At 26.3% G+C, this 23,474-nt stretch carries 24 protein-coding genes and 3 tRNA genes; 6 read left to right on the forward strand and 21 right to left on the reverse strand.

Annotation, left to right across the window (positions count from 1 at the left end; translation table 11 throughout):
- From ACTT90_RS05585 to ACTT90_RS05605, 5 genes are all read right to left on the reverse strand, one after another.
- Nucleotides 1–1,610: single-stranded-DNA-specific exonuclease RecJ (locus tag ACTT90_RS05585; RefSeq protein WP_440937807.1), on the reverse strand; the 1,610-nt coding region annotated here is incomplete at its 3' end.
- Nucleotides 1,610–2,551: a class II fructose-bisphosphatase gene (glpX, locus tag ACTT90_RS05590; RefSeq protein WP_440937808.1), complete on the reverse strand. Its 942-nt coding sequence runs from the start codon at nt 2,549–2,551 to the stop codon at nt 1,610–1,612. The genes glpX and ACTT90_RS05585, both read right to left, overlap by 1 nt.
- Nucleotides 2,551–3,540: a putative transporter gene (locus tag ACTT90_RS05595; RefSeq protein WP_440937809.1), complete on the reverse strand. Its 990-nt coding sequence runs from the start codon at nt 3,538–3,540 to the stop codon at nt 2,551–2,553. Before ACTT90_RS05595 ends, glpX begins: the two co-directional genes overlap by 1 nt.
- A 3-nt stretch (nt 3,541–3,543) precedes the next feature.
- Entirely contained in the window at nt 3,544–3,825 is a 282-nt protein-coding gene (locus ACTT90_RS05600; RefSeq protein WP_440937810.1) for an ETC complex I subunit, read from the reverse strand.
- A gap of 5 nt (nt 3,826–3,830) precedes the next feature.
- Nucleotides 3,831–3,907: transfer RNA gene (locus ACTT90_RS05605), tRNA-Pro, on the reverse strand.
- A 92-nt stretch (nt 3,908–3,999) separates the two neighbouring features.
- Between ACTT90_RS05605 and ACTT90_RS05610 the strand changes: the two genes are divergently transcribed.
- The 3 genes from ACTT90_RS05610 to ACTT90_RS05620 are packed head-to-tail and all read left to right on the forward strand — an operon-like array spanning nt 4,000 to nt 6,149.
- Complete coding sequence (locus ACTT90_RS05610) at nt 4,000–4,422, forward strand: zinc-ribbon domain-containing protein (protein WP_440937811.1); 423 nt, start codon at nt 4,000–4,002, stop codon at nt 4,420–4,422.
- A gap of 3 nt (nt 4,423–4,425) precedes the next feature.
- On the forward strand, nt 4,426–5,601 hold the full coding sequence (gene nhaA, locus ACTT90_RS05615; protein WP_440937812.1) for a Na+/H+ antiporter NhaA: 1,176 nt from the start codon (nt 4,426–4,428) through the stop codon (nt 5,599–5,601).
- Nucleotides 5,598–6,149 carry a glutathione peroxidase gene (locus ACTT90_RS05620; protein WP_440937813.1) on the forward strand — a complete coding sequence of 184 codons (552 nt, stop codon included), beginning with the start codon at nt 5,598–5,600 and terminating at the stop codon, nt 6,147–6,149. The genes nhaA and ACTT90_RS05620 overlap by 4 nt, the downstream gene beginning before the upstream one ends.
- On the opposite strand, the gene ACTT90_RS05625 is transcribed toward ACTT90_RS05620, so the two are convergent.
- Genes ACTT90_RS05625 through rarD form a run of 9 tightly spaced genes read right to left on the reverse strand, consistent with a single transcriptional unit; the run spans nt 6,144 to nt 14,494 of the window.
- A complete protein-coding gene (locus ACTT90_RS05625) occupies nt 6,144–6,914 on the reverse strand; it encodes an MBL fold metallo-hydrolase (RefSeq protein WP_440937814.1) in 771 nt (256 codons plus the stop codon). The two genes, ACTT90_RS05620 and ACTT90_RS05625, sit on opposite strands and share 6 nt — an antisense overlap.
- Complete coding sequence (locus tag ACTT90_RS05630; protein ID WP_440937815.1) at nt 6,911–7,675, reverse strand: TatD family hydrolase; 765 nt, start codon at nt 7,673–7,675, stop codon at nt 6,911–6,913. The genes ACTT90_RS05625 and ACTT90_RS05630 overlap by 4 nt, the downstream gene beginning before the upstream one ends.
- Nucleotides 7,668–9,209, reverse strand: coding sequence for a methionine--tRNA ligase (gene metG / locus ACTT90_RS05635; protein ID WP_440937816.1), 1,542 nt, complete (start codon nt 9,207–9,209; stop codon nt 7,668–7,670). Before metG ends, ACTT90_RS05630 begins: the two co-directional genes overlap by 8 nt.
- Entirely contained in the window at nt 9,209–10,126 is a 918-nt protein-coding gene (locus tag ACTT90_RS05640) for an AAA family ATPase (protein ID WP_440937817.1), read from the reverse strand. The genes metG and ACTT90_RS05640 overlap by 1 nt, the downstream gene beginning before the upstream one ends.
- A complete protein-coding gene (tmk, locus tag ACTT90_RS05645) occupies nt 10,126–10,737 on the reverse strand; it encodes a dTMP kinase (protein WP_440937818.1) in 612 nt (203 codons plus the stop codon). Before tmk ends, ACTT90_RS05640 begins: the two co-directional genes overlap by 1 nt.
- Nucleotides 10,730–11,881, reverse strand: a complete 1,152-nt coding sequence (locus ACTT90_RS05650; RefSeq protein ID WP_440937819.1) for a D-alanyl-D-alanine carboxypeptidase family protein — start codon at nt 11,879–11,881, stop codon at nt 10,730–10,732. The genes tmk and ACTT90_RS05650 overlap by 8 nt, the downstream gene beginning before the upstream one ends.
- Nucleotides 11,874–12,635: a hypothetical protein gene (locus ACTT90_RS05655; protein WP_440937820.1), complete on the reverse strand. Its 762-nt coding sequence runs from the start codon at nt 12,633–12,635 to the stop codon at nt 11,874–11,876. Before ACTT90_RS05655 ends, ACTT90_RS05650 begins: the two co-directional genes overlap by 8 nt.
- Nucleotides 12,625–13,629, reverse strand: a complete 1,005-nt coding sequence (locus ACTT90_RS05660) for a lytic murein transglycosylase (RefSeq protein ID WP_440937821.1) — start codon at nt 13,627–13,629, stop codon at nt 12,625–12,627. The genes ACTT90_RS05655 and ACTT90_RS05660 overlap by 11 nt, the downstream gene beginning before the upstream one ends.
- Entirely contained in the window at nt 13,616–14,494 is an 879-nt protein-coding gene (gene rarD, locus ACTT90_RS05665; RefSeq protein WP_440937822.1) for an EamA family transporter RarD, read from the reverse strand. Before rarD ends, ACTT90_RS05660 begins: the two co-directional genes overlap by 14 nt.
- Before the next feature lie 83 nt (nt 14,495–14,577).
- Here rarD and ACTT90_RS05670 point away from each other — a divergent pair.
- Nucleotides 14,578–14,667 (forward strand) — tRNA-Ser (locus ACTT90_RS05670).
- Between the two features lies 1 nt (nt 14,668).
- Here ACTT90_RS05670 and ACTT90_RS05675 read toward each other — a convergent pair.
- Nucleotides 14,669–14,935 carry a succinate dehydrogenase assembly factor 2 gene (locus tag ACTT90_RS05675; RefSeq protein WP_440937823.1) on the reverse strand — a complete coding sequence of 89 codons (267 nt, stop codon included), beginning with the start codon at nt 14,933–14,935 and terminating at the stop codon, nt 14,669–14,671.
- 24 nt (nt 14,936–14,959) lie between these two features.
- On the opposite strand from ACTT90_RS05675, the gene recG reads away from it, so the two are divergent.
- Entirely contained in the window at nt 14,960–17,008 is a 2,049-nt protein-coding gene (recG, locus tag ACTT90_RS05680) for an ATP-dependent DNA helicase RecG (RefSeq protein WP_440937824.1), read from the forward strand.
- Here the strand turns inward: recG and ACTT90_RS05685 are convergent.
- Nucleotides 17,005–17,616, reverse strand: coding sequence for a DUF502 domain-containing protein (locus tag ACTT90_RS05685; protein ID WP_440937825.1), 612 nt, complete (start codon nt 17,614–17,616; stop codon nt 17,005–17,007). The genes recG and ACTT90_RS05685 overlap by 4 nt on opposite strands.
- A gap of 114 nt (nt 17,617–17,730) precedes the next feature.
- Here ACTT90_RS05685 and ACTT90_RS05690 point away from each other — a divergent pair, with 114 nt between their 5' ends.
- Entirely contained in the window at nt 17,731–18,555 is an 825-nt protein-coding gene (locus ACTT90_RS05690) for a M48 family metallopeptidase (protein ID WP_440937826.1), read from the forward strand.
- A gap of 1 nt (nt 18,556) precedes the next feature.
- Here ACTT90_RS05690 and ACTT90_RS05695 read toward each other — a convergent pair.
- From ACTT90_RS05695 to gyrA, 5 genes are all read right to left on the reverse strand, one after another.
- Nucleotides 18,557–18,632: transfer RNA gene (locus ACTT90_RS05695), tRNA-Lys, on the reverse strand.
- 82 nt (nt 18,633–18,714) lie between these two features.
- Entirely contained in the window at nt 18,715–19,827 is a 1,113-nt protein-coding gene (tgt, locus tag ACTT90_RS05700) for a tRNA guanosine(34) transglycosylase Tgt (protein ID WP_440937827.1), read from the reverse strand.
- Between the two features lie 12 nt (nt 19,828–19,839).
- On the reverse strand, nt 19,840–20,400 hold the full coding sequence (locus ACTT90_RS05705; protein WP_440937828.1) for a peptidylprolyl isomerase: 561 nt from the start codon (nt 20,398–20,400) through the stop codon (nt 19,840–19,842).
- A complete protein-coding gene (gene coaD, locus ACTT90_RS05710; RefSeq protein ID WP_014953237.1) occupies nt 20,397–20,888 on the reverse strand; it encodes a pantetheine-phosphate adenylyltransferase in 492 nt (163 codons plus the stop codon). Before coaD ends, ACTT90_RS05705 begins: the two co-directional genes overlap by 4 nt.
- The gene (gene gyrA, locus ACTT90_RS05715; RefSeq protein ID WP_440937829.1) at nt 20,888–23,467 is read right to left on the reverse strand and encodes a DNA gyrase subunit A; all 2,580 of its coding nucleotides are present in this window, start codon (nt 23,465–23,467) and stop codon (nt 20,888–20,890) included. The genes coaD and gyrA overlap by 1 nt, the downstream gene beginning before the upstream one ends.
- Nucleotides 23,468–23,474 lie beyond the last annotated feature (7 nt).

Here is a 23,474-nt window from a genome sequence, read left to right on the forward strand (position 1 = left end):
ATATTTATCTCATTTTTAAAGTTTAATAAATAATTTTCAATTTTTGTGTTTATAACATTAAATGCTATAGCATCATAAATTTTATTTGTATTATCTTTTAATAAACAAAAAATATGATTCTTGTTGATTATTTTGGGTTTATAAATTCTTAAATTTTCAATAAGAAATATAGGATTTTCATTTGAATTACCAAATGGAGCTAATTTATAAATATCATTTACAAATTCTAAATTAATTGCTGAAGATGAGATTTTCGAAACATACTTTTTTGTAATACCCAAATTTGAAATTTTAATGTCACTTAAAAATTTTTTAAAATTATTAAAATCATTTTTTTTCAATGAAAAACCAGCAGCCATTTGATGACCTCCACCTTTGAGTAATATTCTATTTGAAACTCCAATGTTAATGATTGAGCCTATATTTATTTTAGAAATTGATCTGGCTGAACCTTTTAATATATCTCCAGATTGAGTAATAACAATAGTTGTCTTGTTGAATTTTTCAAGAAATCGAGTTGCAATTATACCAATTAGACCCTCTGGTATGCCAATATCTTTTATTATCAAGAAATTATTCTTGATATGAATTAAATCATTTTCATTAATCTTATTAATAATTTTCTTTTCAATATCTTTTCTTTTATTATTTAGTTGAATTAAAATATCTGAGATTTTTTTAATTTCTGTTTTATTTGAAGAAGTAATTAAATTAACAGGCAAATTAGATTTATTTAATCTTCCTCCTGAATTAAGAATTGGTCCTATCAAATATCCAAAATCATCATATTCAAAGTTATTTTTTTTTTTTATTTTAGTTAATAAATAATTAATAAAATATGAATCTTTGTAATTATATTCTTTAAATGCTTTAATTATGATATTTTTATTTAGATCTCTCAAAGGCATAACATCACAGATTGTGGCTAAAGCAGTTAAGAATAGATCTAATTTTGTTGAAATATTTAAATCTAATTCTTTTTTTAATATATCAATTAAAAAATAGACTAATGCACTAGCACATAGATTAATCTGATTATAATTTTCAGTATTTTTTTTTGGATTTATTAAAACTGTACTTTTCGGAAAAGGTTTTGATATTTCATGATGATCAATAATAATCGATTTTATTTTTAGTTCATTCAAATAATTTATTGCATTATGTGATTTAGATCCAGAGTCTACAATTATAACTAAATCAGTTAATCTATTCTTAAGTTTTTGTAACAAATTTTCAGAGAGTCCATAACCATCAGAAGTTCTATCAGGGATATAAAAATCATATGAATGATTAATATGTTGAAACAATTTTATTAACATTGATGTTGAAACAGAACCATCAACATCATAATCACCTATAATAAGTATTTTTTTTTTATTTTTGATATAATCAAGAATTAACTTTTTTGATTTGATAAAGTCTGGATCATTAATAAAAGGATTTTTGAAATTAATAGTATTATTTAATGAATAAATTTCTTCTTGGTTATAATCTCTATTAATTAAAAGTTTTGATATATTTTCACTAAATTTAAAATCTTGTTTTATCTTTTGAACTAATCTCTTATTAACTTCAGTTTCTTCCCATGAATTTCCATTAACAGAAATCATTAAATATCATATGTTTTTGATATATTTTTCTTAAAATTTGATTTTTTGTGAGTAACTAAGGTCTCAGATATAAAAGTATTACCATTTACACTTATACCATTTACTAAATCTCCTGAGGTAATACCTGTGGCACAAAAAATTGAGTCTCCCGAAACAATTTCATTTAATGAATATTTTTTTTCTAAATCATTTATACCCATATTTTTCGCTCTTTTTTTGTCTTCATAATTATCAAAAATAAATCTTCCTTGAAAAAAACAACAAAATGTATCCAGAGCTGATGCTGCTAAAACTCCTTCTGGACCACCACCTATTCCCAAAAAAAGATCAACATTAAAATCTTCTTTAGTAACTAGTAGAGCACCAGCTACATCACCATCGGTTATTAATTTAGTTTTTGCTCCTGAATTATGAATTTCATTGATAATTTTTTTATGTCTTGGTCTATCCAATATACAAACAACTAAATCTTCTATGTTTTTATTTTTATATTGAGCAAGGTTATCTAAATTTGTCCTTGTATTAAAATCTAAATCAATGACATTTGTCTGATTTATATTAGCAGCAATTTTATCCATATATGTTTCCGGTGCATGAAAGAGATTTCCTTTTTCAGCTATAGCTATAACAGATAGTGCTCCTGGTAAATTTTTTGCAGCAAAATTTGTACCCTCAACAGGATCAACTGCAATATCAAAATCTGGACCTTTTTTTGTTCCTAGAATTTCGCCAATATAAAGCATTGGTGCTTCATCAAGTTCACCTTCACCAATAACAACTTTTCCATTCATATCAAGCATATTTAATTCTCTTCTCATTGCATCAACAGCAGCTTTATCTGCGGCTATTTTATCATTCTTTCCTACTAATAAGGATGAAGCATATGCTGCTTTAGATGAAACTTTTATTATTTGATCAATATATTTCTTATCTATGGTCATTAAATTTCCTGAGGTACTTCAGTTGCTTGTATCTTATTTTCAAATTCTCTTAATCTTTTGTATACACTTGCTAATTCAATAATTGTTGGCCATGCTTTTAATATGTATTGCATAGATCCCTCTACTCTTCCAAATGCTCTTATAATTTGCTGCATAACACCTAATGTTACGGCTCCAGCAACGATTGCTGGTGCTAAAAAAACATAAGCTGACAAAACATTGGCTTGTAAATAAGCAATTCTGCCAATATTAAAATATAAATATCTTATATAACTTAAGAAATGGATATTTCTTACATCATCGAATAATTCATCAATTGATTTTGGTCTTATAGAGCCATCATCTTCAGCAATAACTAAAATTTTTCTATATGCAGCTTCTTTTTTTTGTAGATCATATTCAACACCTACTAATCTTAAAATTAGTCCTAACAAAATTAAAAAAATTGTTCCACCTACTGACCAAATCAAAGCGCCGACAATTAATCCATAATCCCAATCACCAAAGAAGAAAATTGGTATTCCAATACTTAATCCAAAAAGTATAGGCATGAATTCAATTAATATCATTAAAGCTTCAATTAAACTTGTACCTAATGACTCCATTATTCTTGAAAATTTAATCGTGTCTTCTTGAACTCTTTGTGCTGCACCTTCAATTTTTCGAGCTTTATCATAAACGCTATGATACCACTCAACCATAGCTGTTCTCCACCTGAATAAATAATGAGATGTAAAAAAACTTACAAGGACTGCAACGCCAACATACATTGCTGCTAATGTGATGAATGACAATAGACTTGCCCAATATTCGTCAATTGTTATTGAATTTGGAGCTGATAAAGCTTTTTGGATCATGTCGTAAAATTGTCCAAACCACTCATTTATTTTTACATCTATTTTAACTTGAATCCACAAAGAAGATAAAATTATAAAAGAACCAATCCAAGACCAAAAAAACCAACTTCTTTGAGTAAAAAATCTGAACATTTATTATTTTAAAAAATTATCTGCGTATGATTTTTTTACAGTTTTTCTTTTTCTAGGTTCTATTATTTCAGCATCAATTTTATTTTTTTTTGCGTATTCAACAGCTAATTCTTTTGAGGAAAATTCTAATTTTAATTCAGTAAATGTATCATCAGAACTTTCCCAACCCATAAGAGGGTTTTCTGTTGGATTATTAGTTTCAAATTCTAATATCCATTTGTTTGTTTTTCCCAAACCTGACTGCATTGGATTTTTATTTGGAATGTAAATTTTAGCTTTTTTCATAAGAATGGTCGGAGTGGCAGGATTCGAACCTGCGACCCTCTGGTCCCAAACCAGATGCGCTACCAGGCTGCGCTACACTCCGAGCAAATAACTAATACAGTACTTATTATAATTTTCAACGTATAAAGATAATCAAAATAAGGACATTTTAAACATTTCTGCTATATAAATCCTATGATTATTAGCTGTGAAAATTGTAATAAAAACTTTGATGTAGATTCTGCTCTTATACCTGGAAATGGACGATTGTTACAATGTAGTGCTTGTGATCATAAATGGTTTTACAAAATTTCAAAGTTTTCAGATTTAGAATTATCAGATAATCAAAAAACTGAAGAAATTACGGAAAATTTACCAAATGAGAATGAAGAATTAGAAGTACAAAACAAGAAAAATCAAAAAAACTTTAGTGGTATTCTTTTTAAAATTTTTGGTTATTTTATAGTTTTTATAATAACAATTATTGCTGTAATTATTATTTTGGATACATTTAAATCACCTTTAAGTAATATATTTCCAAAGTTAGAATTATTTTTATTTAATTTGATAGAAACATTGAAAGATATTAAATTTTTTATTAAAGATCTAATTTCTTAAATTATGATTAATTATATTTCAAAGCCCTTTAAATGGTTTTTTAAATTAGAAGCTGCAAGTGGTCTTATATTACTTATAGCTGCTATTTTAGCTCTTATAATTAGCAATAGTAATTTTAGTAATCTATATTTTCACTCATTAGAAAAATACTTGTTTATTGGAATAAATGAATTTGGACTGAAACTTTCTGTTCATCATTGGATTAATGATGCTTTAATGGCAATATTCTTTTTTTTTGTAACATTGGAAATAAAAAGAGAATTTTTACAAGGTGAGCTATCAAATTTAAAACAAGCTTTACTTCCAATTATTGCTGCAGTTGGTGGAATGGTGATACCAGCTTTATTTTATGTTGTAATTAACTACGGTAATGCTGAAACAATCAATGGATGGGCAATTCCTTCAGCAACAGATATAGCATTTTCTTTGGGTATTCTATCCTTACTTGGTTCAAGAGTACCAATATCTTTAAAAGTTTTTTTAACAGCCCTTGCTATAATTGATGATCTAGGAGCAATTTTAATCATTGCTTTCTTTTACTCTGGTGATTTGAGTATAACGAATTTAGGTTTAATATTATTATCATTTATTGTTTTATTGATATTAAATAAATTTTCAGTCAAAATATTTACACCCTATTTGATTGTTGGATTATTTATGTGGTACTTTACATACAAATCAGGTGTACATGCAACAATTGCGGGAGTTTTATTAGCAATTACCATTCCACATAGAATTAAAGATAAAGATTTTTCATTACTTGTAAAAATAGAACATGCAATTTCACCATATGTTGCGTTTATTATTATGCCAATATTTGCATTTGCAAACGCAGGTGTAAGTTTAAGTGGATTAACATTCAATACATTATTAAATCCTGTTCCATTAGGAATATTGCTTGGTTTATTTTTTGGTAAACAAATAGGTGTTCTATTATTTTCTTATCTATCAATTAAATTTAAATTTGCAGAGATGCCAAATAATTCAAATTGGTTAAGTGTTTATGGTGTTTCAATATTAACTGGTATTGGTTTTACTATGAGTTTATTTGTTGGTAATTTAGCATTTGTAGATAATCTTCAGTATATAGACGGAGTTAAGATAGGTGTTTTATCTGGTTCTTTATTATCTACAGTATTTGGGTATCTGATATTATTAATTTCATCAAAGAAAAGATGAAATTATTAAAATTAACTTTATTTATAACAATATTAATGTTTACATTTTTATCAAAATCAAATGCAAAATATGAAAAAATTTTTTATGATTTTGAAATTAAATCTATTACAGGTGAGAATATTAAGTTGTCAGATTATAAAGACAAAACTGTGTTGCTAGTAAATGTTGCAAGTAACTGTGGTTTCACAAAACAATATACAGAATTACAAAATTTATACGAAAAATATAAGGATCAAAATTTTATAGTTTTAGGTGTTCCCTCAAATCAATTTGGAGGTCAAGAGCCTGGATCAAATAAAGAAATAAAAGAATTTTGTGAAACAAATTTTAATATTACTTTTCCTATGACAGAAAAAGTTAATGTTAAGGGTGATGATGCGCATCCTATTTATAAATGGGCAAAAGAAAATTTTGGAAATTCATCTGTTCCAAAATGGAATTTCCATAAAATCATAATAAATAATGAAGGTAAAATTGAAGAAGCTTATGGTTCATTTACAAAACCATTATCTTCAAAAATTATAACTGTTTTAGAAAAGATTTTATAAATTCAAAGTCATTCCATCATAGGCAGGAATTATTTTTTTTGGTAAATTGTTTAATAATTCTTCATAATCAAGATCAGAATGAAGATTTGTTAAAATCGTTTTTTTTGGTTTAAAAATTTTTATTAATTCTAATACTTTTTCTAAATTTAGATGTGATGGATGGTATCTATACCAAAGACAATCAATGACCAAATATTTTAAATTTTTAAAATATTTAAAATGCTTTTTTTCAATATTACTTACATCACTTATGTATGCTAATTTTTTATTAAATATATAACAAATGCTTTTAACTTTTCCATGTGGAACAGGAAATGAATTTATTTTTATAGTTTTTTGTTTATCCTTTAACTTCATAATATTTTTAGTTTTATTTAGCTGAATTATTGCAGGATATTCTTTACTGAAAGATTTAAAGCAATAACTAAAAGATTTTTTAAGATATTTTGTTGTGGCATTATCAGCAAAAGCTGGAATAGTTTTTTTATTTCTAATATAGAAAACTCTTAAATCATTTATTCCATGTGTTTGATCAGCGTGCATATGTGAAAATAATACATAGTCTATATTGTTAATCTTATTTTTAATTAATTGTTGTCTCAAATCTGGTGAAGTATCAATTAAGATATTTTTATTAGCGGTTTTTAATAAAGCTGAACATCTAGTTCTATAATTTTTTTTATTATTGGGGTTGCATTTACCAAAATTACCATCAGCTCTGGGCACACCCATTGAACTGCCGCAACCTAATATTATGAATTTCATGAAAAATTAAATAATCTATTAAAATTTTTTGTAGTTTCAGAAACTAATTTTTCAAAATCTATTTCTTTTATTTCACTAAGTTTAATAGCGGTATGTTTAATGAATGATGGTTCGTTTTTTTTTCCTCTATTTGGTATTGGTGCCAAGAAAGGACTATCAGTTTCAATAAGTGTTTTTTCAATTGGTATATACTTAAATGTATCCTGCAAATCTTTTGAATTTTTAAATGTTATTATTCCACTTGCTGAAAAAAAAGATCCAAGTTCCAGTAATTTTTTTGCAAAATCTAAACTACCTGTGAAACAATGCATTAAAAGTTTAGGATTTTGATTTCTATAACTTTTTAAAATTTCAAAAGTTCTAATTTCAGCATCTCTTGAATGAATTATTATAGGTAAATTTAATTCTATAGCAGCCTCAATATGGTTTACAAAACTAGTTTCTTGATTTTTTTCATTTGAGTTTTTATAGAAAAAATCTAAGCCAGTTTCCCCTATTCCAATTATTCTTTTATAGGGTATTGAATTTTGAATAATTAATTTTTTTGTTAATTGGTCATTATTGGTTTCATGAGGATGAATACCAAAGCTACCATAAATTATTTCATCTTTTTGGATAAGTTTTTTAACATTTTGAAAGCTCTTTAAAGAAGTACTGATAGTAAGTAATTTTGTAATACCAACATCTTTTGATCTTTGAATTACTGCTTCTAGATTATTAAATAACGGTTCATGATCTAGGTGGCAGTGAGAATCAATCATTTTCTTTTTCTATTTTTTTAAACAAAATTCCTACTTTATTTAATTTGTTTCCCTGTTTTAAATAGATATGGTTACTAATAGAAGATAAATTAATATCACTTTCTTTCAGATTAAAAATTTCTAAAGCTTTCAATGAAGAAGATGGAATTATTGGATATAATAAATAAGTTATTTTTCTTACAATTTCTAGAGTAGTATAAACAATAGTATTTAATCTTTTTTTATCATCTTTTTTTTTCCATGGTTCTTGGTCATTGAAATATTTATTTGCATCAAATAAGCAGTTTACAATAAAATTAATGTAAAAATTAATATCTTGGTTGTCAATTTTTTCTCTAATAGTTTGTAAATTTTTTTCATAATTTTCTAAAATATTTTTATCATCTTTAATAAATTCTATATCTTGAGGAATTTTTTCATCACAATTTTTTGAAGCGAACGCAGTTACACGTTGACATAAATTACCATAATTATTTGCTAAGTCGCTATTTATACAATCTTCAAGTCTTTCTTGAGATATATTTCCATCATTACCAAAAGAAACTTCTTTAATTAAATAATATCTAAGAGGATCCAAACCGTAATTATCAATTATTTCTAAAGGGTCTAAAATATTTCCTTTTGATTTTGACATTTTTACATTGTCAGAAAGTATCCATCCATGACCATATACTTTTTTTGGTAAAGGTAGATTAGCAGCCATTAAAAATGCAGGCCAATATATAGCATGAAACCTTAAAATATCTTTTCCTATTAAGTGAATTGTTGCTGGCCAAAATTCTTTATAGAGATCATTATTTTTATCAGGATAATTGAGAGCGCTTATGTAATTTGTTAGAGCATCTAGCCATACATATATAATATGTTCATTATTATTAGGGACTTTTATACCCCAAGAAAAACTTTTTCTACTAACTGATAAATCTTTAAGTCCGCTCTTAACAAAACTTATAACTTCATTTTTCCTAGATTCAGGAGATATGAAATTAGGATTTTTTTCATAGTAATCAAGAAGAGAATTTTGCCATTTTGATAATTTAAAAAAAAATGACTCCTCTTCAATCCATTCAACTTTAGATTTGGAAGATTTTGCAATTTTTTCTCCATCTAATTCTTCAATTTCATCCTCATTATAGTAAGCTTCGTCAGATACAGAATACCAACCAGAATATTTAGACAAATATATATCTCCTGATTTTTCGAGTTCACTCCATAAATGTTGAACAGATTTTTTATGACGATCTTCTGTAGTTCTAATAAAATCTGTGTTGGTTAGATTTAACTTAGATGACAAATTTCTAAATGTTTCACTAATCTCATCACAAAATAATAATGGTTCAATATTTTTTTTTTCTGCTGAACGCTGGATTTTTAATCCATGTTCATCAGTACCAGTTAAAAAATGTACATTAAAGCCATCAATTCTTTTGAACCTGGCGAAAAAATCAGCAATAATACTTGAATAAGCATGCCCCATATGTGGTTTAGCCGAAGGATAATATATTGGTGTGGTTATATAGAAATTTTTATTCATTAATTTAAATTTTGATGCAATCTAAGAAAAATACTTTCAGTATCAAGATTAAATTTTGACATATTATTTACAGATCTAATATGATCATCAAAATTGCGGTAATTTAGGTCCGAAGGTTCTTTTTTTAAGTAATATAACTCAATAAAGTCGTAAATTAATTTATTCAAAATTTTGTCCTTTTTATAAATTTTATTTTCAACGATAATTTTAACTAAGTCTTTTAAGCTTAAATCTAATAAATCAAGTTTATTAGTATTTGAAAATTCAAAAATTGAAAGATAATCGCTTATTGTAAAATAATGACAAATTAAATCTTCAGAAATTAGTTCATTAATTTCTAATTTTGTAATTTGAGAAAAAATTTTTTTAATAGTTTCAAAATTAAAACTTATATTAAAAGTTAAACATCTTGATTTGATTGTTGATAATATTTTTGAGGAATTATTTATCAATATAAAATAAATTCCATTATTAGGTTCTTCTAAAATTTTTAATAAAGCATTGCTGGAATTAAGGTTTAGATATTCAATATCATCGATTATTACAAATCTTGGTTTGTTATTAAATGAAGATTTATTGCAGAAATCAATTAGTTCTCTAATTTGATCTATTTCAATATTTTTTTTATCTTCCTTTGGTTTAATTAAAAAAAAATTTGGTGATGATTTATTAATGATAAGTTTAAAGGATTTATTATTAGAATTTATAAGATAATTAATATCATCATATCTATCCTCTTCATCATTTGATAAAATAAAATTTATAAAATGATTAGCAAATGTGCATTTACCTATTCCTTTTTTTCCATTTAAAAGTATTTTATTTGGTAATTTATTTTTTATGTATAAATTTTTTAATTCCTCAAAATAATTTTCATATCCATATAATTGTAATTGTTTAAAAGGATCTGAATTCATTATATAATTTTATTTATCATTTTTATTATTGTTTCTTTATTGAGTTTAAAATCTAGATTTGAGTCAATTAATGAATATTTCTTTTTATTTTTTTTTGCAATTTTAATAAATCCATCTTGAACTTTCTTATAAAATCTAAAATTAAATTTATCGTATCTATTTAATTTTTTTCTTTGTTTTAATCTTAATTGTAAGTTTTTTTTATTCACTAAATGCAAAAAGGTGAAATCAACTTTAATATCTTTGAGCAAATAATTATTAATAAAATTTATAATTTTCAGTTTTACACCCATACCATAATGTTGATATGCAATTGTTGAGTCAGTAAACCTATCTAATAAAATAATTTTTTTTTTGTAGTGTTTTTTTAATAAAGAAATATTTTCACTTCTAGCTGCTAAATATAATAATAAATCTGTTGTATTGTTAAATGTAGATTTGTTGTCTAAAATTAACTTTCTTATTCTTTCTGAATTTTTTGATCCACCTGGCTCTCTAATTTTAATGAATTTTTTGTTATTTTTTTTTAAATATTTCTCTACGTTTTTTATATGAGAAGTTTTGCCGGATCCTTCTATACCTTCAAAAACAATAATTGGTTTATTAGACATCACCCCAAATTAAATAATTTAAGGATCTCAACAATCTTGAAAACATATTAAGTTTTTTTACATCTTGAAGTGCAAAAAGATCATATTCTCCAATAATTTCATTTTCATACACAACTTTCAGTTTTGCAAGTACATCATCTTTGTTAATTGGAGCTTCAATTGGACCTTCATAATTGACGCTTATCTTCAAATTTTTTTTTCTGGCTTTTTTTATAGTCTTATAAATATCTTTCTTGGTATAAACTTTAACATTATTTTGTTTACCTAACCAAACATCAACTTCTGCTATGGGTGCTTGAGAATCAGCTATTTTCACAAGATCAAAATTTGTTAAACCATAAGTTAGAATTTTAGTACTTTCTCTAGATCTTGCATTTTTAGAATTAAATCCACTACCAACAGCTATTAATCTTCTTCCATTACGCATTATAGAAGAAGCTAAGGAGTATTTTTCAACTGCTAAATAACCGGTTTTAATACCATCAGCACCTAAATTTTTATAAAGTAATGGATTTCTATTACCTTGTGTTATTGGATCGCCCCCTGTCCTATCCCATGTAAATTCTTTTTCAGCAAAGTATTTGTAAAATTTAGGATGTTCTTTAATTAGATAATTAGACATAAGTAATATGTCTCTAACTGTAGAATAATTATTTGGGTCATTTATACCTGAAGAATTAGAGAAATTAGTATTTTCCATTCCAATTTCTTGTGCTTTAGCAGTCATTAAGATTGCAAATTCTTCTTCTGTGCCCGCTATACCTTCCGCTAAAGCTATACACGCATCATTTCCTGATGCAACTATGATACCTCTCAATAAGTCTTCAACCGAAACTTCATCTCCGACCATTATAAACATTGATGAATAACCTGCTGTTGACAATCTCCAAGCTTTTTCTGAAACAATAAAATTATCATCAAGACTTAAATCACCAGATTTAATTAAATCAAAAGCAACAATAGCAGTCATAATCTTTGTCATTGAAGCCGGATAAATTGATGCATCTGCATTCTTTTCGTATAAAATTTCACCTGAAAAATAATCTTGCAAAATTGCAGTTCTAGCATTTATCTCAAAATTAGCTGAGGCACTAGAGATAAAGCTTTTTAAAATAAAAATAATAAATAAAAATTTTTTAATCATTTCTTAATATTTCTAAGTTATCAAAATTTAATACTGTCGCTTTATTATATGAATCTTCTAAGGTTTTTATATCATTATATGGACCTAATATAACTCTAAAATTAGTTTCTGATAATTTGATAATTTTATATTTCTTAATTTTTGTCTCTTCTTTTATTCTATTGAGCATTTGTTCTGCAGATTTTCTGTAATAAAAATCTGCAATCTTTACAGAGTACGTAATATCTTTAGTCTTTTTATCTTTTTTGTTAGTTTTATTTTCATTTAAATCATTGATTATTATGCCATCAACTGGTGCTTTTTCTGCAACATTTTTTTCTTCTTCAAAGGTTTTTGATTTTTTTGCTATAAATGATGTCTCATTATTAATTAGCTGTATTTCTATATACGGTTCATTAATTGAAATTTCTAAGTCTTGTGAAATTCGTTCTGTAATAACTGAATTATAGAATATGGGAAATTCTGCACTATTTGATTTTACTTTTGCAATTGTACTTTTTCCATTTAGTAAATTGGTTAATTTTACACTAGAGTTTTTTTTTAAATGTTTACTAAATATAAGGTGGGATCTGTTATCAATTTTTTTAGAAATTATTTTTTTCTTAAATAAATCTTCATTATAAATCATTGTAAAACCTTTATTAGAATATTGATCTTCAATAGATGTTATATTCTTATTATTTTTCTGAATAGTAGTTGTACAATTTGTAATAAAGATGAGAGTTAAAATTAATAATATTTTTTTACAGTTCATTTTTAAATTTATCCTTTAATGTGCAAACTGCTAAACCAAATCTTAAAGATCTATTCCATTTTAATATTACTTCGTAATTATTAAAAACTATATAGGCTGGTTTCAAAGTTTCAGCATTATCAACGATATCTTTGTCAGGTGTTATAATCCCAACTAAAATATTTTGATTTAATTCCAATGGATAAAAATCTTGTTTAATATATTTTTTAAATGATTTGAGTTTTTTTTTATTTTTAATTTTTCTCGCTGAAGTGTTTAAATATTTTGTGGGTATATTATCTTTTAGTTCTATTTTTTTATAACAAGGTTCATTTTTCTTCCATCCAATTTTTGATAAATAATTTGCAGCAGATGCAAAAGCATCAATATTATTTTTTAAATTTACATTTTGGTCATTATTATAATCTATTGCATAATTATTTATTGTGCTTGGCATAAACTGAAAAAAACCAAAAGCTCCAGCCCAAGAACCATATAACGATTTATAATCAACTTTATTTGACTCTATTAGTTTCAACAAAGTTATTAATTCATCAGTAAAAAACTCAGATCTTCTTTTATCAAAACTTAATGTTGCTAAAGATGATAAGATATCCATTTTACCAACATAAGTTCCAAAATTGGTTTCAATCCCCATTAGCGCTAGCATCAACTCTTTTTCGACTTTAAATTCTTTTTCAACCTTTGATATTAGGTCTATATTTTTTTCGAATAATGTTTTCCCAGATTTAACTTTTTTTTCTGATGTTCTTTTTTGAATATATGTTTTTGTATTTTCATAAAATTCAGGTTGAAATCGATCGTATTTGATAACATTTGGTAGATATTTTGTATCTTTAATTGTTAAATTATAAGTTTGTTCTGAAATGTTATTTGATAAAGCAACTTTTTTAAAATTTTTTTTCCACTTTTCAAAATCTGAGTTTATATCTGAATAGGAATTAGTTGATAAAAACAAAAAAATTGTAATTATCAATAAGTTAATTTTTTTCATATAAATCTCTTAAGTAAATAAATACAGCAATCCATATAATAATAAAACTAACAAATTTAGTTATTGAAAATTCTTCATTATAATAAAAAAATCCTAACAAAAACTGCAAAGTTGGAGTGATATAAAAAACCATTCCAGTTGGACCTAATCCACACAATTCAACACCTCTTACATATAAGAATAAAGGTATCACAGTCATTGGACCAGCTAATGTTAAAAATAACATTAAAGATGGATCTTCTATATTAAAATCATTCGTACCCTTATCAATAATCATATAGAAAACAATTAAAGCAATTGGTAAAATATATAGGCTTTCAATTAATAAACCTATATCTGTTTGAACATTAATTCTTTTTCTAAATAAATTATAAAAAGCCCAACTAATTGCTACTAGTAATCCAACCCATGGAATTGATTTAATACTAAAAAAAATTAAGAAAAATATTGAGAATATAACTAGAGAGATAGATATTATTCTTTTTTGATTTAATTTTTCTTTAAAAAAAACAAAACCTAATAAAACACTTATTATTGGCATAATAAAATATCCAAAACTAGCATCTATAATTCTGTTAGTTGCTACAGCATAAATCCACACTGACCAGTTTGAAAAAATGAGAAAACCAGAAATAAATAAATTAAATAAATTTTTCTTTACTTTAATTGTTCTTAAAAATTCATCCCATTTAAAAAAGAATGTTGTGGTTATTAATAATGCTACTGCAGTCCATAAGCATCTATGAACTATAACTTCTATGTATCCAATAAATGAAATAGCTTCAAAATAAATTACCCCAATAAACCCCCACCAGAAAGAGCCTAAACTAGTTAAAAACAGACCTTTATTGAAATCTTTATTCATTTATCTAATAATAAAACGATTGATATATCTTTAAATGATTTTCTTGTTGAATTAAATAATTATGATAATAAAACACTCACCACGGAGAGATGGCTGAGCGGTTGAAAGCACCGGTCTTGAAAACCGGCAAAGGGGCAACTCTTTCCTGGGTTCGAATCCCAGTCTCTCCGCCATTCACTTTTGGTTTAACTTAAAACTTTTGAATTTTTTTGTAATTTCATTTTCCTCCAAGTAAATGTCATTATCAATATTGTTATAGAATCTTAATAAATTATCATCATCTATATCCAGAAATTTTTCTAATTGTTTTAAATCATCATAATCTAAACCATTAATAATACTTTTAACAAATGAACTAATTAGATTATCCATTTCTTTTGTTCCACGATAGATTGATCTATAAAGGATTTTTTTTTTTAAATTATCTATATCGTTATTCATTGATAAATTATATTAGTGATTCTAATGAATAAAAACAGTCATAAATATTTACTATCAGACCTCTCAAATTTGAGAGGTGTTGGAAAAAAAACTGAAAGTTTGCTTAGGAAAAAGGGAATTAACAATATTTTTGATTTATTGTGGAAATTGCCCAAAACATATACTGACAGAAGTTATACTTCTAAAATTAAAGATTTAAAAATTTTCGAAATCCAAACTGTATCTGTTACTCCTTTAAAATATCTTTTTCCTAGAGTAAGAAATTTACCAAATAAAGTTTTATGTAAAGATGATACAGGACAATTAGAATGTATATTTTTTAATAGTTATGAAGGCTATATTAAAAAAATATTACCTTTAGGAAAAATAGTTACAATAAGTGGAAAAGTATCTAATTTTAGAAACAAATATCAAATTACAAATCCAAAATATATTTCTGAAAATGAAGATTTAATTAAAACTAAACATAATGAATATTCTTTAACAGAAGGAATTAGTCAAAATATCTATAATAAAATAATTAATCAGATTTTATTAAATTTACCTGATTTGAAAGAATGGCACAAACAACATATATGTAAAAAATTTAATAATATTTCATGGAATGAAGCTATTAAAGAACTTCATAAAGCAGAAAATATTGGTCAACATTCAAAGAATTTTTATCAAAGATTAGCTTACGATGAAATATTTTCTTTTTTTTTAGTGAACTCAGAAATAAGAAAAAAGATTAAGAAGATTAAGAAACAAAAAAAAATATTTAATAACTCTATTCAAGAGAATATAATTTCTAAATTAAAATTCAAACTTACTAATGATCAAATTAAAGCATTAATTGAAATAAATGATGATTTAAAATCAGAAAATAAGATGTTTCGATTATTACAAGGTGATGTTGGAAGTGGAAAAACAATCGTGTCTTTAATTGCATCTCTAAACTCAATTAAAGCTGGTTTTCAAGTAGCATTTATGGCCCCAACAGAAATACTTGCAAGACAACATTATAATTTAGCCAAAGAGCTATTTGATAATAAGATAAATCTAGATTTATTATCTAGTAAATCTGAAAATAAAGAGAAAAAAATTACTATTAAAAAATTAAATGAAAATAAAATAGATTTAATATTCGGAACGCATGCAATTTTTCAAAATAAAATTCAATTTAAAAAGCTAGGTTTAGTAATAATAGATGAACAACATAAATTTGGTGTCAATCAACGTAAGAAATTATCTGATAAAGGTGGTGAGAATTGTGATGTATTATTAATGTCTGCTACACCAATACCAAGAACATTAACTATGACAATTTATGGAGACATGGATGTTTCTATAATAAAAGAAAAACCTAAATCAAGAAAAGAAGTGAAAACCTATAGTAAACTAGATAGTAAAATCGAAGATGTGTTAAAATTTGTAAAAAAAGAAATAAATAATGATAACCAAATTTTTTGGGTTTGCCCACTTATTGAGGAGTCAAAAAAAATTGATCATGAGTCTGCTGTTTCTAAATTCAAATTTTTATCTAAAATTTTTCCTGATCAAGTTGCATTACTTCATGGTAAAACTGATTTTGATGAAAAAGAAAAGATTTTGAATAATTTTTTAAAAAAAAAATATAAAATATTGGTGTCTACAACAGTAATTGAAGTTGGTATAGATTTTCCCAACGCCACTGTAATTGTTATTGAGAATGCAAATAAATTTGGAATTTCTCAACTTCATCAACTTAGAGGACGTGTTGGAAGAGGCTCTAAACAATCTAATTGTATATTAATGTTTAAATCTAACCTTAGTGAAAATGCTAAAAAAAGAATTAAAATATTAAAATCATCAAACGATGGTTTTGAAATTTCAGAGGAAGATATGAAGTTAAGAGGTTACGGTGATATTTTAGGTTTTAAACAAAGTGGAGTAAAAACATTTAAGCTAGCTGATCCAATTCATAACAGTGACTTATTTAAAATTGCTGAAAAAGAAATAAATAGAATTGAAAAAGTAAATGAAGATATAAGTAATTTTAAGCCTTTACTCAAGCTGTACGATAGAGCTGATATAATTAATGATATAGTTTAACTTTTAATATTTGAAGTACCAGCAGAAACAATAAATTTAGATGCTTCTTCAAAACTCATATTGAGATAAATCACTTCGTCTATTGGAAACATAAGTAAAAAACCACTAGTTGGGTTAGGCGTTGTTGGGACAAAAACATTAATCAATTTTTTATTAACTTTTTTTGACATTTCACCATCGTTTTCTTTTGTAGCAAAACCTACTGCCCAAACTCCTTTTCTAGGATATTCAATCAAAACAACACTTTTTTTATTGTCATCTTTCTTGGAAAATGTTTCGGTCATCTGAACTATTGCAGAATAAACAGTTCTTAAAAAGGGAATTCTTTTAAAGAGATCATCAATCAATTTTAATATTCTTTTACCCAAAAATGATAAAGAGAGACCGCCTACAAAAGTAATAAAAATAATTGAAATTAAAATCTCAATGCCTGGAATTTCAAAAGGTAAATAATTATTAGGATTAATATTTTTTGGTAATATTTTCGATGAGATGCTAATCAAAACTTTACTTAAATATAAGGTAAAACCAATTGGAATTAATACAACAACTCCAGCAATAAAATAATTTCTGAGAATTAGTGATAAAGATCTTCTTTTTTTACCCATTTAAATATTTAGTTATAGCTCGAGTAAATAACAAAACTAATTGCAATTATAAAAAGTACAGCTAAAATTTTGTTATTAAGATTCATATAATGTATATTAACAATTAATTATAAAATGGATAGAAGAAAATTTTTAACTTTTGCGGGTTGTAGTTGTTGTTCATTAATTCTTAATTCTTGTGCGACAGCACCTATTACAGAAAGAAAACAATTAAAAATTATACCAGAAGCAAAATTGAACGCTCAAGCTGCTCAAGCTTATGAGCAGATTAAAGAAAAAGAAACAATGAGTGAAGATTTACAGAAATTAAATGAAATCAAAGAAATAGGAAAAAAAATGGAAGATTCAATCAGTGAATATTTTTATAGGTCTAACATCACTGATCCAACTGTAAATTTTGATTGGGAATATATTTTAATTGAAAATAAAAAAATTAGAAATGCATGGTGTATGCCTGGAGGTAAAATTGCAGTATATACAGGAATTCTAGATGTTACTAAAAACACAAATGGTTTGGCCGCAGTAATGGGACATGAAATAGCACATGCGGTAGCAAAACATTCAGTCGAAAGAGCTAGCAGAGGTGTGTTGTTAAATACGGGCACAAGAGTGTTGGACATTTTTAGTGGAGGTATTTTATCTGATATAAATAGAACAACTGGGATGGATACTGTAGGTTTATTATCTCAACTAGGTATAATGAATCCGTTTAATAGAAAACAAGAAAGTGAAGCTGATTATCTAGGGATGATTTTTGCATCATTATCTGGATATGACATTAGAGAAACGAGAAAAATTTGGGAAAGAATGAAAGAATTCAACAAAGGAAAAGAACCTCCTGAGTTCATGAGCACACATCCATCATCAGATAATAGAATTAAAAATATTGACAGTTGGGTTAGTGAAATAATTTTAGATTACCCACCTATAGATTTATAAGTGGTGAGCCGTGCTGGGCTCGAACCAGCGACCCATTCCTTAAAAGGGAATTGCTCTACCAACTGAGCTAACGGCCCACAAATCAAAATGATTGAAATTGTTATATACAGATTTATTTCTATATATCAAATGACAATTTAGACAAATTTTTAAATTTTATTACAACTTATCAATGTATTTATCATGAAATTCATCAAAAGTGCCTTTTTGAATATTTTCTCTTATTGCCTGCATTAATTCTTGATAAAAATTGATATTATGAAGAGTCAACAACATCGATGCTAAAATTTCATTAGTGTTAAACAAATGATTCAAATAATTTTTGCTATATCTATTTAAACTAAAATTTTCACAATTTTTATCTAAAGGAGTGTTATCTGATTGGTATTTGTTATTTTTAATATTTACTCTACCATCCCAAGTGAAAGCTAAGCCGGTTCTTCCAGATCTAGATGGCAATACACAATCAAACATATCAATACCTCTTTTTACAGCCCCTAAAATATCTGAAGGAGTACCAACGCCCATTAAATAGTGAGGTTTTTCCTCTGGTAGATGATTTTTTAAACCATCTAATACATTGAACATTTCTTTTTGAGTTTCTCCAACTGCCAAACCACCAACAGCATAACCATCAAAATTTATCTTTTGAAGTCCATCTAAAGATTTTAATCTGAGATCATTAAACAAACCACCTTGTATAATACCAAACAATGCTTTGTGAGGATTATTTCCAAATGCTTTTTTAGATCTTTCAGCCCAGTATAAAGAAAGCTCCATTGAATTTTTAATTATATTGTAGTCAGTTGTTTTTTTTGGACACTCATCCATAATCATAACGATGTCAGAATTTAAGCCTAATTGAATCCGTATACTTTCCTCAGGGCTTAAGTAATATTTTTTTCCATCTACGTGGGAATTAAATATTGCACCTTTTTCTCTATCAATCTTATTTAACTTAGACAAAGACATCACTTGAAAACCACCAGAGTCTGTCAAAATTGGTAAACTACAATTCATAAATTGGTGTAGTCCACCAGCAGACATAACACGTTCTACTCCAGGCCTTATCATCAAATGATAAGTATTTGATAGTATTATATCTGAACCAGTTTTTTTTATATCATCTATAAAACAAGCTTTGACTGTAGCTTGGGTGCCAACCGGCATAAAGGCTGGTGTTCTTATATTGCCTCTATGGGTTTCAATTATACCGTGACGGGCATAACTATCTTTATTCAAAAGTTTGAAGGCAAAATTCTTTAATGCCATCTATTAAATAAACTATAGAGATTTAAAGCTTATAATTTTATCAGGATCGTCAACAGCACCATTATTATTACTATCACCTCTTTTAATGCTATCAACATGTTCCATACCTTCGATAACTTTTCCAAAAACAGTATATTGTCTATCTAAGAAAGGTGCTGGTTTAAAACAAATAAAAAATTGACTATTTGCACTGTTTGGATCTTGTGCTCTTGCCATTGATAAAGTTCCTCTGTCATGAGGTAAACTATTAAATTCTTGTTTTAAATCAGGTAGATCAGATCCACCCATACCTGCTCTTCTTAAATCAAAATTATCATTTGAAGAATTACCAAATTGTACATCACCTGTTTGAGCCATAAAACCATCAATTACTCTATGAAAAACTACACCATCATATTTACCACTATCAGCTAATTCTTTAATTCTTTTGACGTGATTAGGGGCAACATCCGGAAATAACTCAATTTTTACATCTCCATCTTTTAATTTTAAAATCATTATATTCTCCTCAGCTATTGATTGATTGGTTAATAAAAAAAGTAAAACAAATAAATTTATTAAAATTTTTTTCATAATTTTTCTTTTAAAGATTTTATTGTACTTTTGGTAGTAAATTTTCCTATGTTTCCATTTAATTTTACTATTTCTTTAACAAATCGAGATGAAATAATTTGGTTTTCTACATCTGACATCAAAAATAATGTTTCTATATTAGAGTTTAATTTTCTATTCATTCCAGCTAATTGAAACTCATATTCAAAATCTGACACTGCTCTTAAACCTCTTAATATAATATTTGATTTATACTTTTTACATAAATCAGTCGTTAATGATGTAAAAGATACTATTACTATTTTTTTCTTATTTAACTTGAGATCTTTAAAGAGAGCATCTTTTACAATTTGAATTCTTTCTTCAGAGTTAAATAAATAAGATTTATTATTAACATCCGAAACACCAACAATTATTTTATCAAATAACTTTAGTCCTTTTTTAATTACGTCTATATGACCAAAAGTTATTGGATCAAATGTTCCAGGGTATATAGCAGTTTTTGACATTAAACTAGGTTATCATCAATTTTCGTGGCTGAAACAACTTTTTCATCACCAGATAATTTGATAATTCTAACACCTTGAGTATTTCTTCCAGCTGTTCTTATTTCTTTAACAGCAACTCTTATAACTCTTCCTTTATTAGTTGAGATTATAATATCATCACCATCATAAACTGGAAAAGAAGATGCTATGTTTCCATTTCTTGCAGAATTTACAATGCCAATTATACCTTTGCCACCTCTGTTAGTAACTCGGTAGTCATAATGAGATGTTTTTTTTCCATAACCATTTTCTGTTATTGATAAAATAAATTTTTCCTTTGCTTTTAATTCAGCTTTTTCAGCAGATGATTGTTTGCCATTTTTAGATGATTTATCATTTTGAATAATTGACAGAGATACAATTTGATCATCTTTCGCAAGATCAATACCTCTTATTCCTTTAGAAGATCTGCCTTTAAAAACCCTTAATTTCTTAGTTTCAAATCTAATACATTTACCCAGTTTAGTACTCAACATTGCGTCTTGATCATCTCTACAAATTTTTACGCCAACTATTCTATCGTTAGGGTCTAATTTCATTGCAATTTTTCCAGAAGCGTTAATTGAAGAGAAATCTTCTAGACTATTTTTTCTAACTTTTCCTTGTGCAGTAGCAAATATAATCATTAAATCTTTTGATTCTGGATCGTCTTCAGGAAAAGGCATAATAGAGCTTATAGACTGGTGGCTTTTTAAAGGTAAAATATTGAATAAAGATTTCCCCTTTGAAACAGATGATCCCTCAGGAATTTTCCACGCTTTAATTTTGTAAACTAATCCCTCTGTTGAGAAAAATAATACCGATGTATGTGTATTAACAGACAATGTTTGAACAACTGAGTCTTCTTGCCTTGTTGTTATTCCGGTTTTTCCTTTTCCACCTCTTTTTTGTTGCTTAACATTGTTTAGTGATCCTCTTTTAATATAACCTTGAAGTGTAACTGTTATGAATACAGCTTCTTTTTGAATTGTTTCTTCAATATCATAATTTAACACCGCATCTATGATGTCAGTTCTCCTTTTTACTGAAAATTTTTCTTTAATATTCTGAAGTTCGTCACTAATAACTTTTAAAAGTTCTCTTTTCGAAGAAATAATCTTTTTGTATTTTGTTATTAATTCTGCAAGTTTCTTTATTTCAACTTCAATTTCATTTATTCCTAAAGCTGTTAATTTTTGTAATCTTAATTCTAAGATAGCAACTACTTGAGCTTCAGATAAACTATAAGCCCCCTTAGATTTTTTATTTTCAACTAAAGAAATTAATTTCTGTGATTTATTTATTTTCCATTTAGTAGATAAAATTGCTTTCTTTGCATCATCAGGTGTTTTTGAAGATCTAATAATTTTAATTATTTTATCTAAATTCTCTACTGAAACAGATAAGCCAATAAGAATATGAGCTCTTTCTTCTGCTTTTTGAAGATCAAATTTTGTTTTTTTAATTACAACATCTTCTCTAAAAGATAAAAAATTTGTTAAAAAATCTTTTAGATTACATGTCTGAGGTTTGCCATCAACAATTGCTAAAGTATTGAAACCAAATGAACTTTCAATTTGAGTATTTTTATAAAGTTGTCTCTTAACAGTTTCAGGTTCAACACCATTTCTTAAATCAATTGCAACTCTTATTCCTTCTCTACTTGACTCATCTCTAATATCTTTAATTCCTTCAATTTTTTTTTCTCTAACTAATTGAGCTATTCTTTCATTTAATACAGATTTGTTAACTTGATAAGGAATTGAAGTTATAACAAGTCTCTCTCTTCCATTTTTCATTTGCTCTATAGATATTTGACCTCTTACTTTAAAAGAACCTCTTCCTTTGCTGTAACCTTGTTTAATAATGTCTTTACCAATAATTACACCACCAGTTGGAAAATCAGGTCCAGGTATGTGTTTCATTAATTGTTTAACTGTAATATCTTTGTTATCAATTAAAGCTAAAGTGCCGTCAATTATCTCACCAAGATTATGTGGTGGAATACTAGTTGCCATTCCAACTGCTATACCACCTGCTCCGTTTACTAAAAGATTTGGATATTGGGCAGGTAAAACAGAAGGCTCTTTTTCAGTTTCATCGTAATTACTTTTAAAAGAAATTGTGTTTTTTTCTATGTCATCAATTAAAAATTGAGCTACTTTGGACAATCTTGTTTCGGTATACCTCATTGCTGCAGCAGGATCTCCATCTATGGAACCAAAGTTACCTTGACCATCAACTAATGGTAAACTCATCGAAAAATCTTGAACCATTCTTACTAATGCATCATAGACAGATTGATCACCATGAGGATGATATTTACCTATAACATCCCCGACTATTCTTGCAGATTTTCTAAATTGTTTAGACCAGTCATATCCACCTTTATACATCGCATACAGAATTCTTCTATGAACTGGCTTTAATCCATCTCTAATATCAGGAAGAGCTCTAGAAACAATAACACTCATTGCATAAGATAGATATGATGAGCTCATCTCATCATGCATTGAGATCAGTTTTATATTATTGTCTTTTGGTAATTCTGTTTTTTGCATTACTTAA

Source organism: Candidatus Pelagibacter sp., from assembly GCF_052049935.1.
Taxonomy (GTDB): domain Bacteria; phylum Pseudomonadota; class Alphaproteobacteria; order Pelagibacterales; family Pelagibacteraceae; genus Pelagibacter.

Excerpts from the sequence above, each read along its gene's own strand:
- nhaA (WP_440937812.1), top strand. The coding sequence starts at position 4,426 with ATGATTAATTATATTTCAAAGCCCTTTAAATGGTTTTTTAAATTAGAA.
- ACTT90_RS05705 (WP_440937828.1), bottom strand. The coding sequence starts at position 20,400 with ATGAAAAAAATTTTAATAAATTTATTTGTTTTACTTTTTTTATTAACC.
- glpX (WP_440937808.1), bottom strand. The coding sequence starts at position 2,551 with ATGACCATAGATAAGAAATATATTGATCAAATAATAAAAGTTTCATCT.
- ACTT90_RS05675 (WP_440937823.1), bottom strand. The coding sequence starts at position 14,935 with ATGAATAACGATATAGATAATTTAAAAAAAAAAATCCTTTATAGATCA.
- ACTT90_RS05690 (WP_440937826.1), top strand. The coding sequence starts at position 17,731 with ATGGATAGAAGAAAATTTTTAACTTTTGCGGGTTGTAGTTGTTGTTCA.
- metG (WP_440937816.1), bottom strand. The coding sequence starts at position 9,209 with ATGAATAAAAATTTCTATATAACCACACCAATATATTATCCTTCGGCT.
- ACTT90_RS05650 (WP_440937819.1), bottom strand. The coding sequence starts at position 11,881 with ATGATTAAAAAATTTTTATTTATTATTTTTATTTTAAAAAGCTTTATC.
- tgt (WP_440937827.1), bottom strand. The coding sequence starts at position 19,827 with ATGGCATTAAAGAATTTTGCCTTCAAACTTTTGAATAAAGATAGTTAT.
- recG (WP_440937824.1), top strand. The coding sequence starts at position 14,960 with ATGAATAAAAACAGTCATAAATATTTACTATCAGACCTCTCAAATTTG.
- ACTT90_RS05685 (WP_440937825.1), bottom strand. The coding sequence starts at position 17,616 with ATGGGTAAAAAAAGAAGATCTTTATCACTAATTCTCAGAAATTATTTT.
- ACTT90_RS05610 (WP_440937811.1), top strand. The coding sequence starts at position 4,000 with ATGATTATTAGCTGTGAAAATTGTAATAAAAACTTTGATGTAGATTCT.
- rarD (WP_440937822.1), bottom strand. The coding sequence starts at position 14,494 with ATGAATAAAGATTTCAATAAAGGTCTGTTTTTAACTAGTTTAGGCTCT.
- coaD (WP_014953237.1), bottom strand. The coding sequence starts at position 20,888 with ATGTCAAAAACTGCTATATACCCTGGAACATTTGATCCAATAACTTTT.
- ACTT90_RS05655 (WP_440937820.1), bottom strand. The coding sequence starts at position 12,635 with ATGAACTGTAAAAAAATATTATTAATTTTAACTCTCATCTTTATTACA.
- ACTT90_RS05660 (WP_440937821.1), bottom strand. The coding sequence starts at position 13,629 with ATGAAAAAAATTAACTTATTGATAATTACAATTTTTTTGTTTTTATCA.
- ACTT90_RS05625 (WP_440937814.1), bottom strand. The coding sequence starts at position 6,914 with ATGAAATTCATAATATTAGGTTGCGGCAGTTCAATGGGTGTGCCCAGA.
- tmk (WP_440937818.1), bottom strand. The coding sequence starts at position 10,737 with ATGTCTAATAAACCAATTATTGTTTTTGAAGGTATAGAAGGATCCGGC.
- ACTT90_RS05630 (WP_440937815.1), bottom strand. The coding sequence starts at position 7,675 with ATGATTGATTCTCACTGCCACCTAGATCATGAACCGTTATTTAATAAT.
- ACTT90_RS05620 (WP_440937813.1), top strand. The coding sequence starts at position 5,598 with ATGAAATTATTAAAATTAACTTTATTTATAACAATATTAATGTTTACA.
- ACTT90_RS05595 (WP_440937809.1), bottom strand. The coding sequence starts at position 3,540 with ATGTTCAGATTTTTTACTCAAAGAAGTTGGTTTTTTTGGTCTTGGATT.
- ACTT90_RS05600 (WP_440937810.1), bottom strand. The coding sequence starts at position 3,825 with ATGAAAAAAGCTAAAATTTACATTCCAAATAAAAATCCAATGCAGTCA.
- gyrA (WP_440937829.1), bottom strand. The coding sequence starts at position 23,467 with ATGCAAAAAACAGAATTACCAAAAGACAATAATATAAAACTGATCTCA.
- ACTT90_RS05640 (WP_440937817.1), bottom strand. The coding sequence starts at position 10,126 with ATGAATTCAGATCCTTTTAAACAATTACAATTATATGGATATGAAAAT.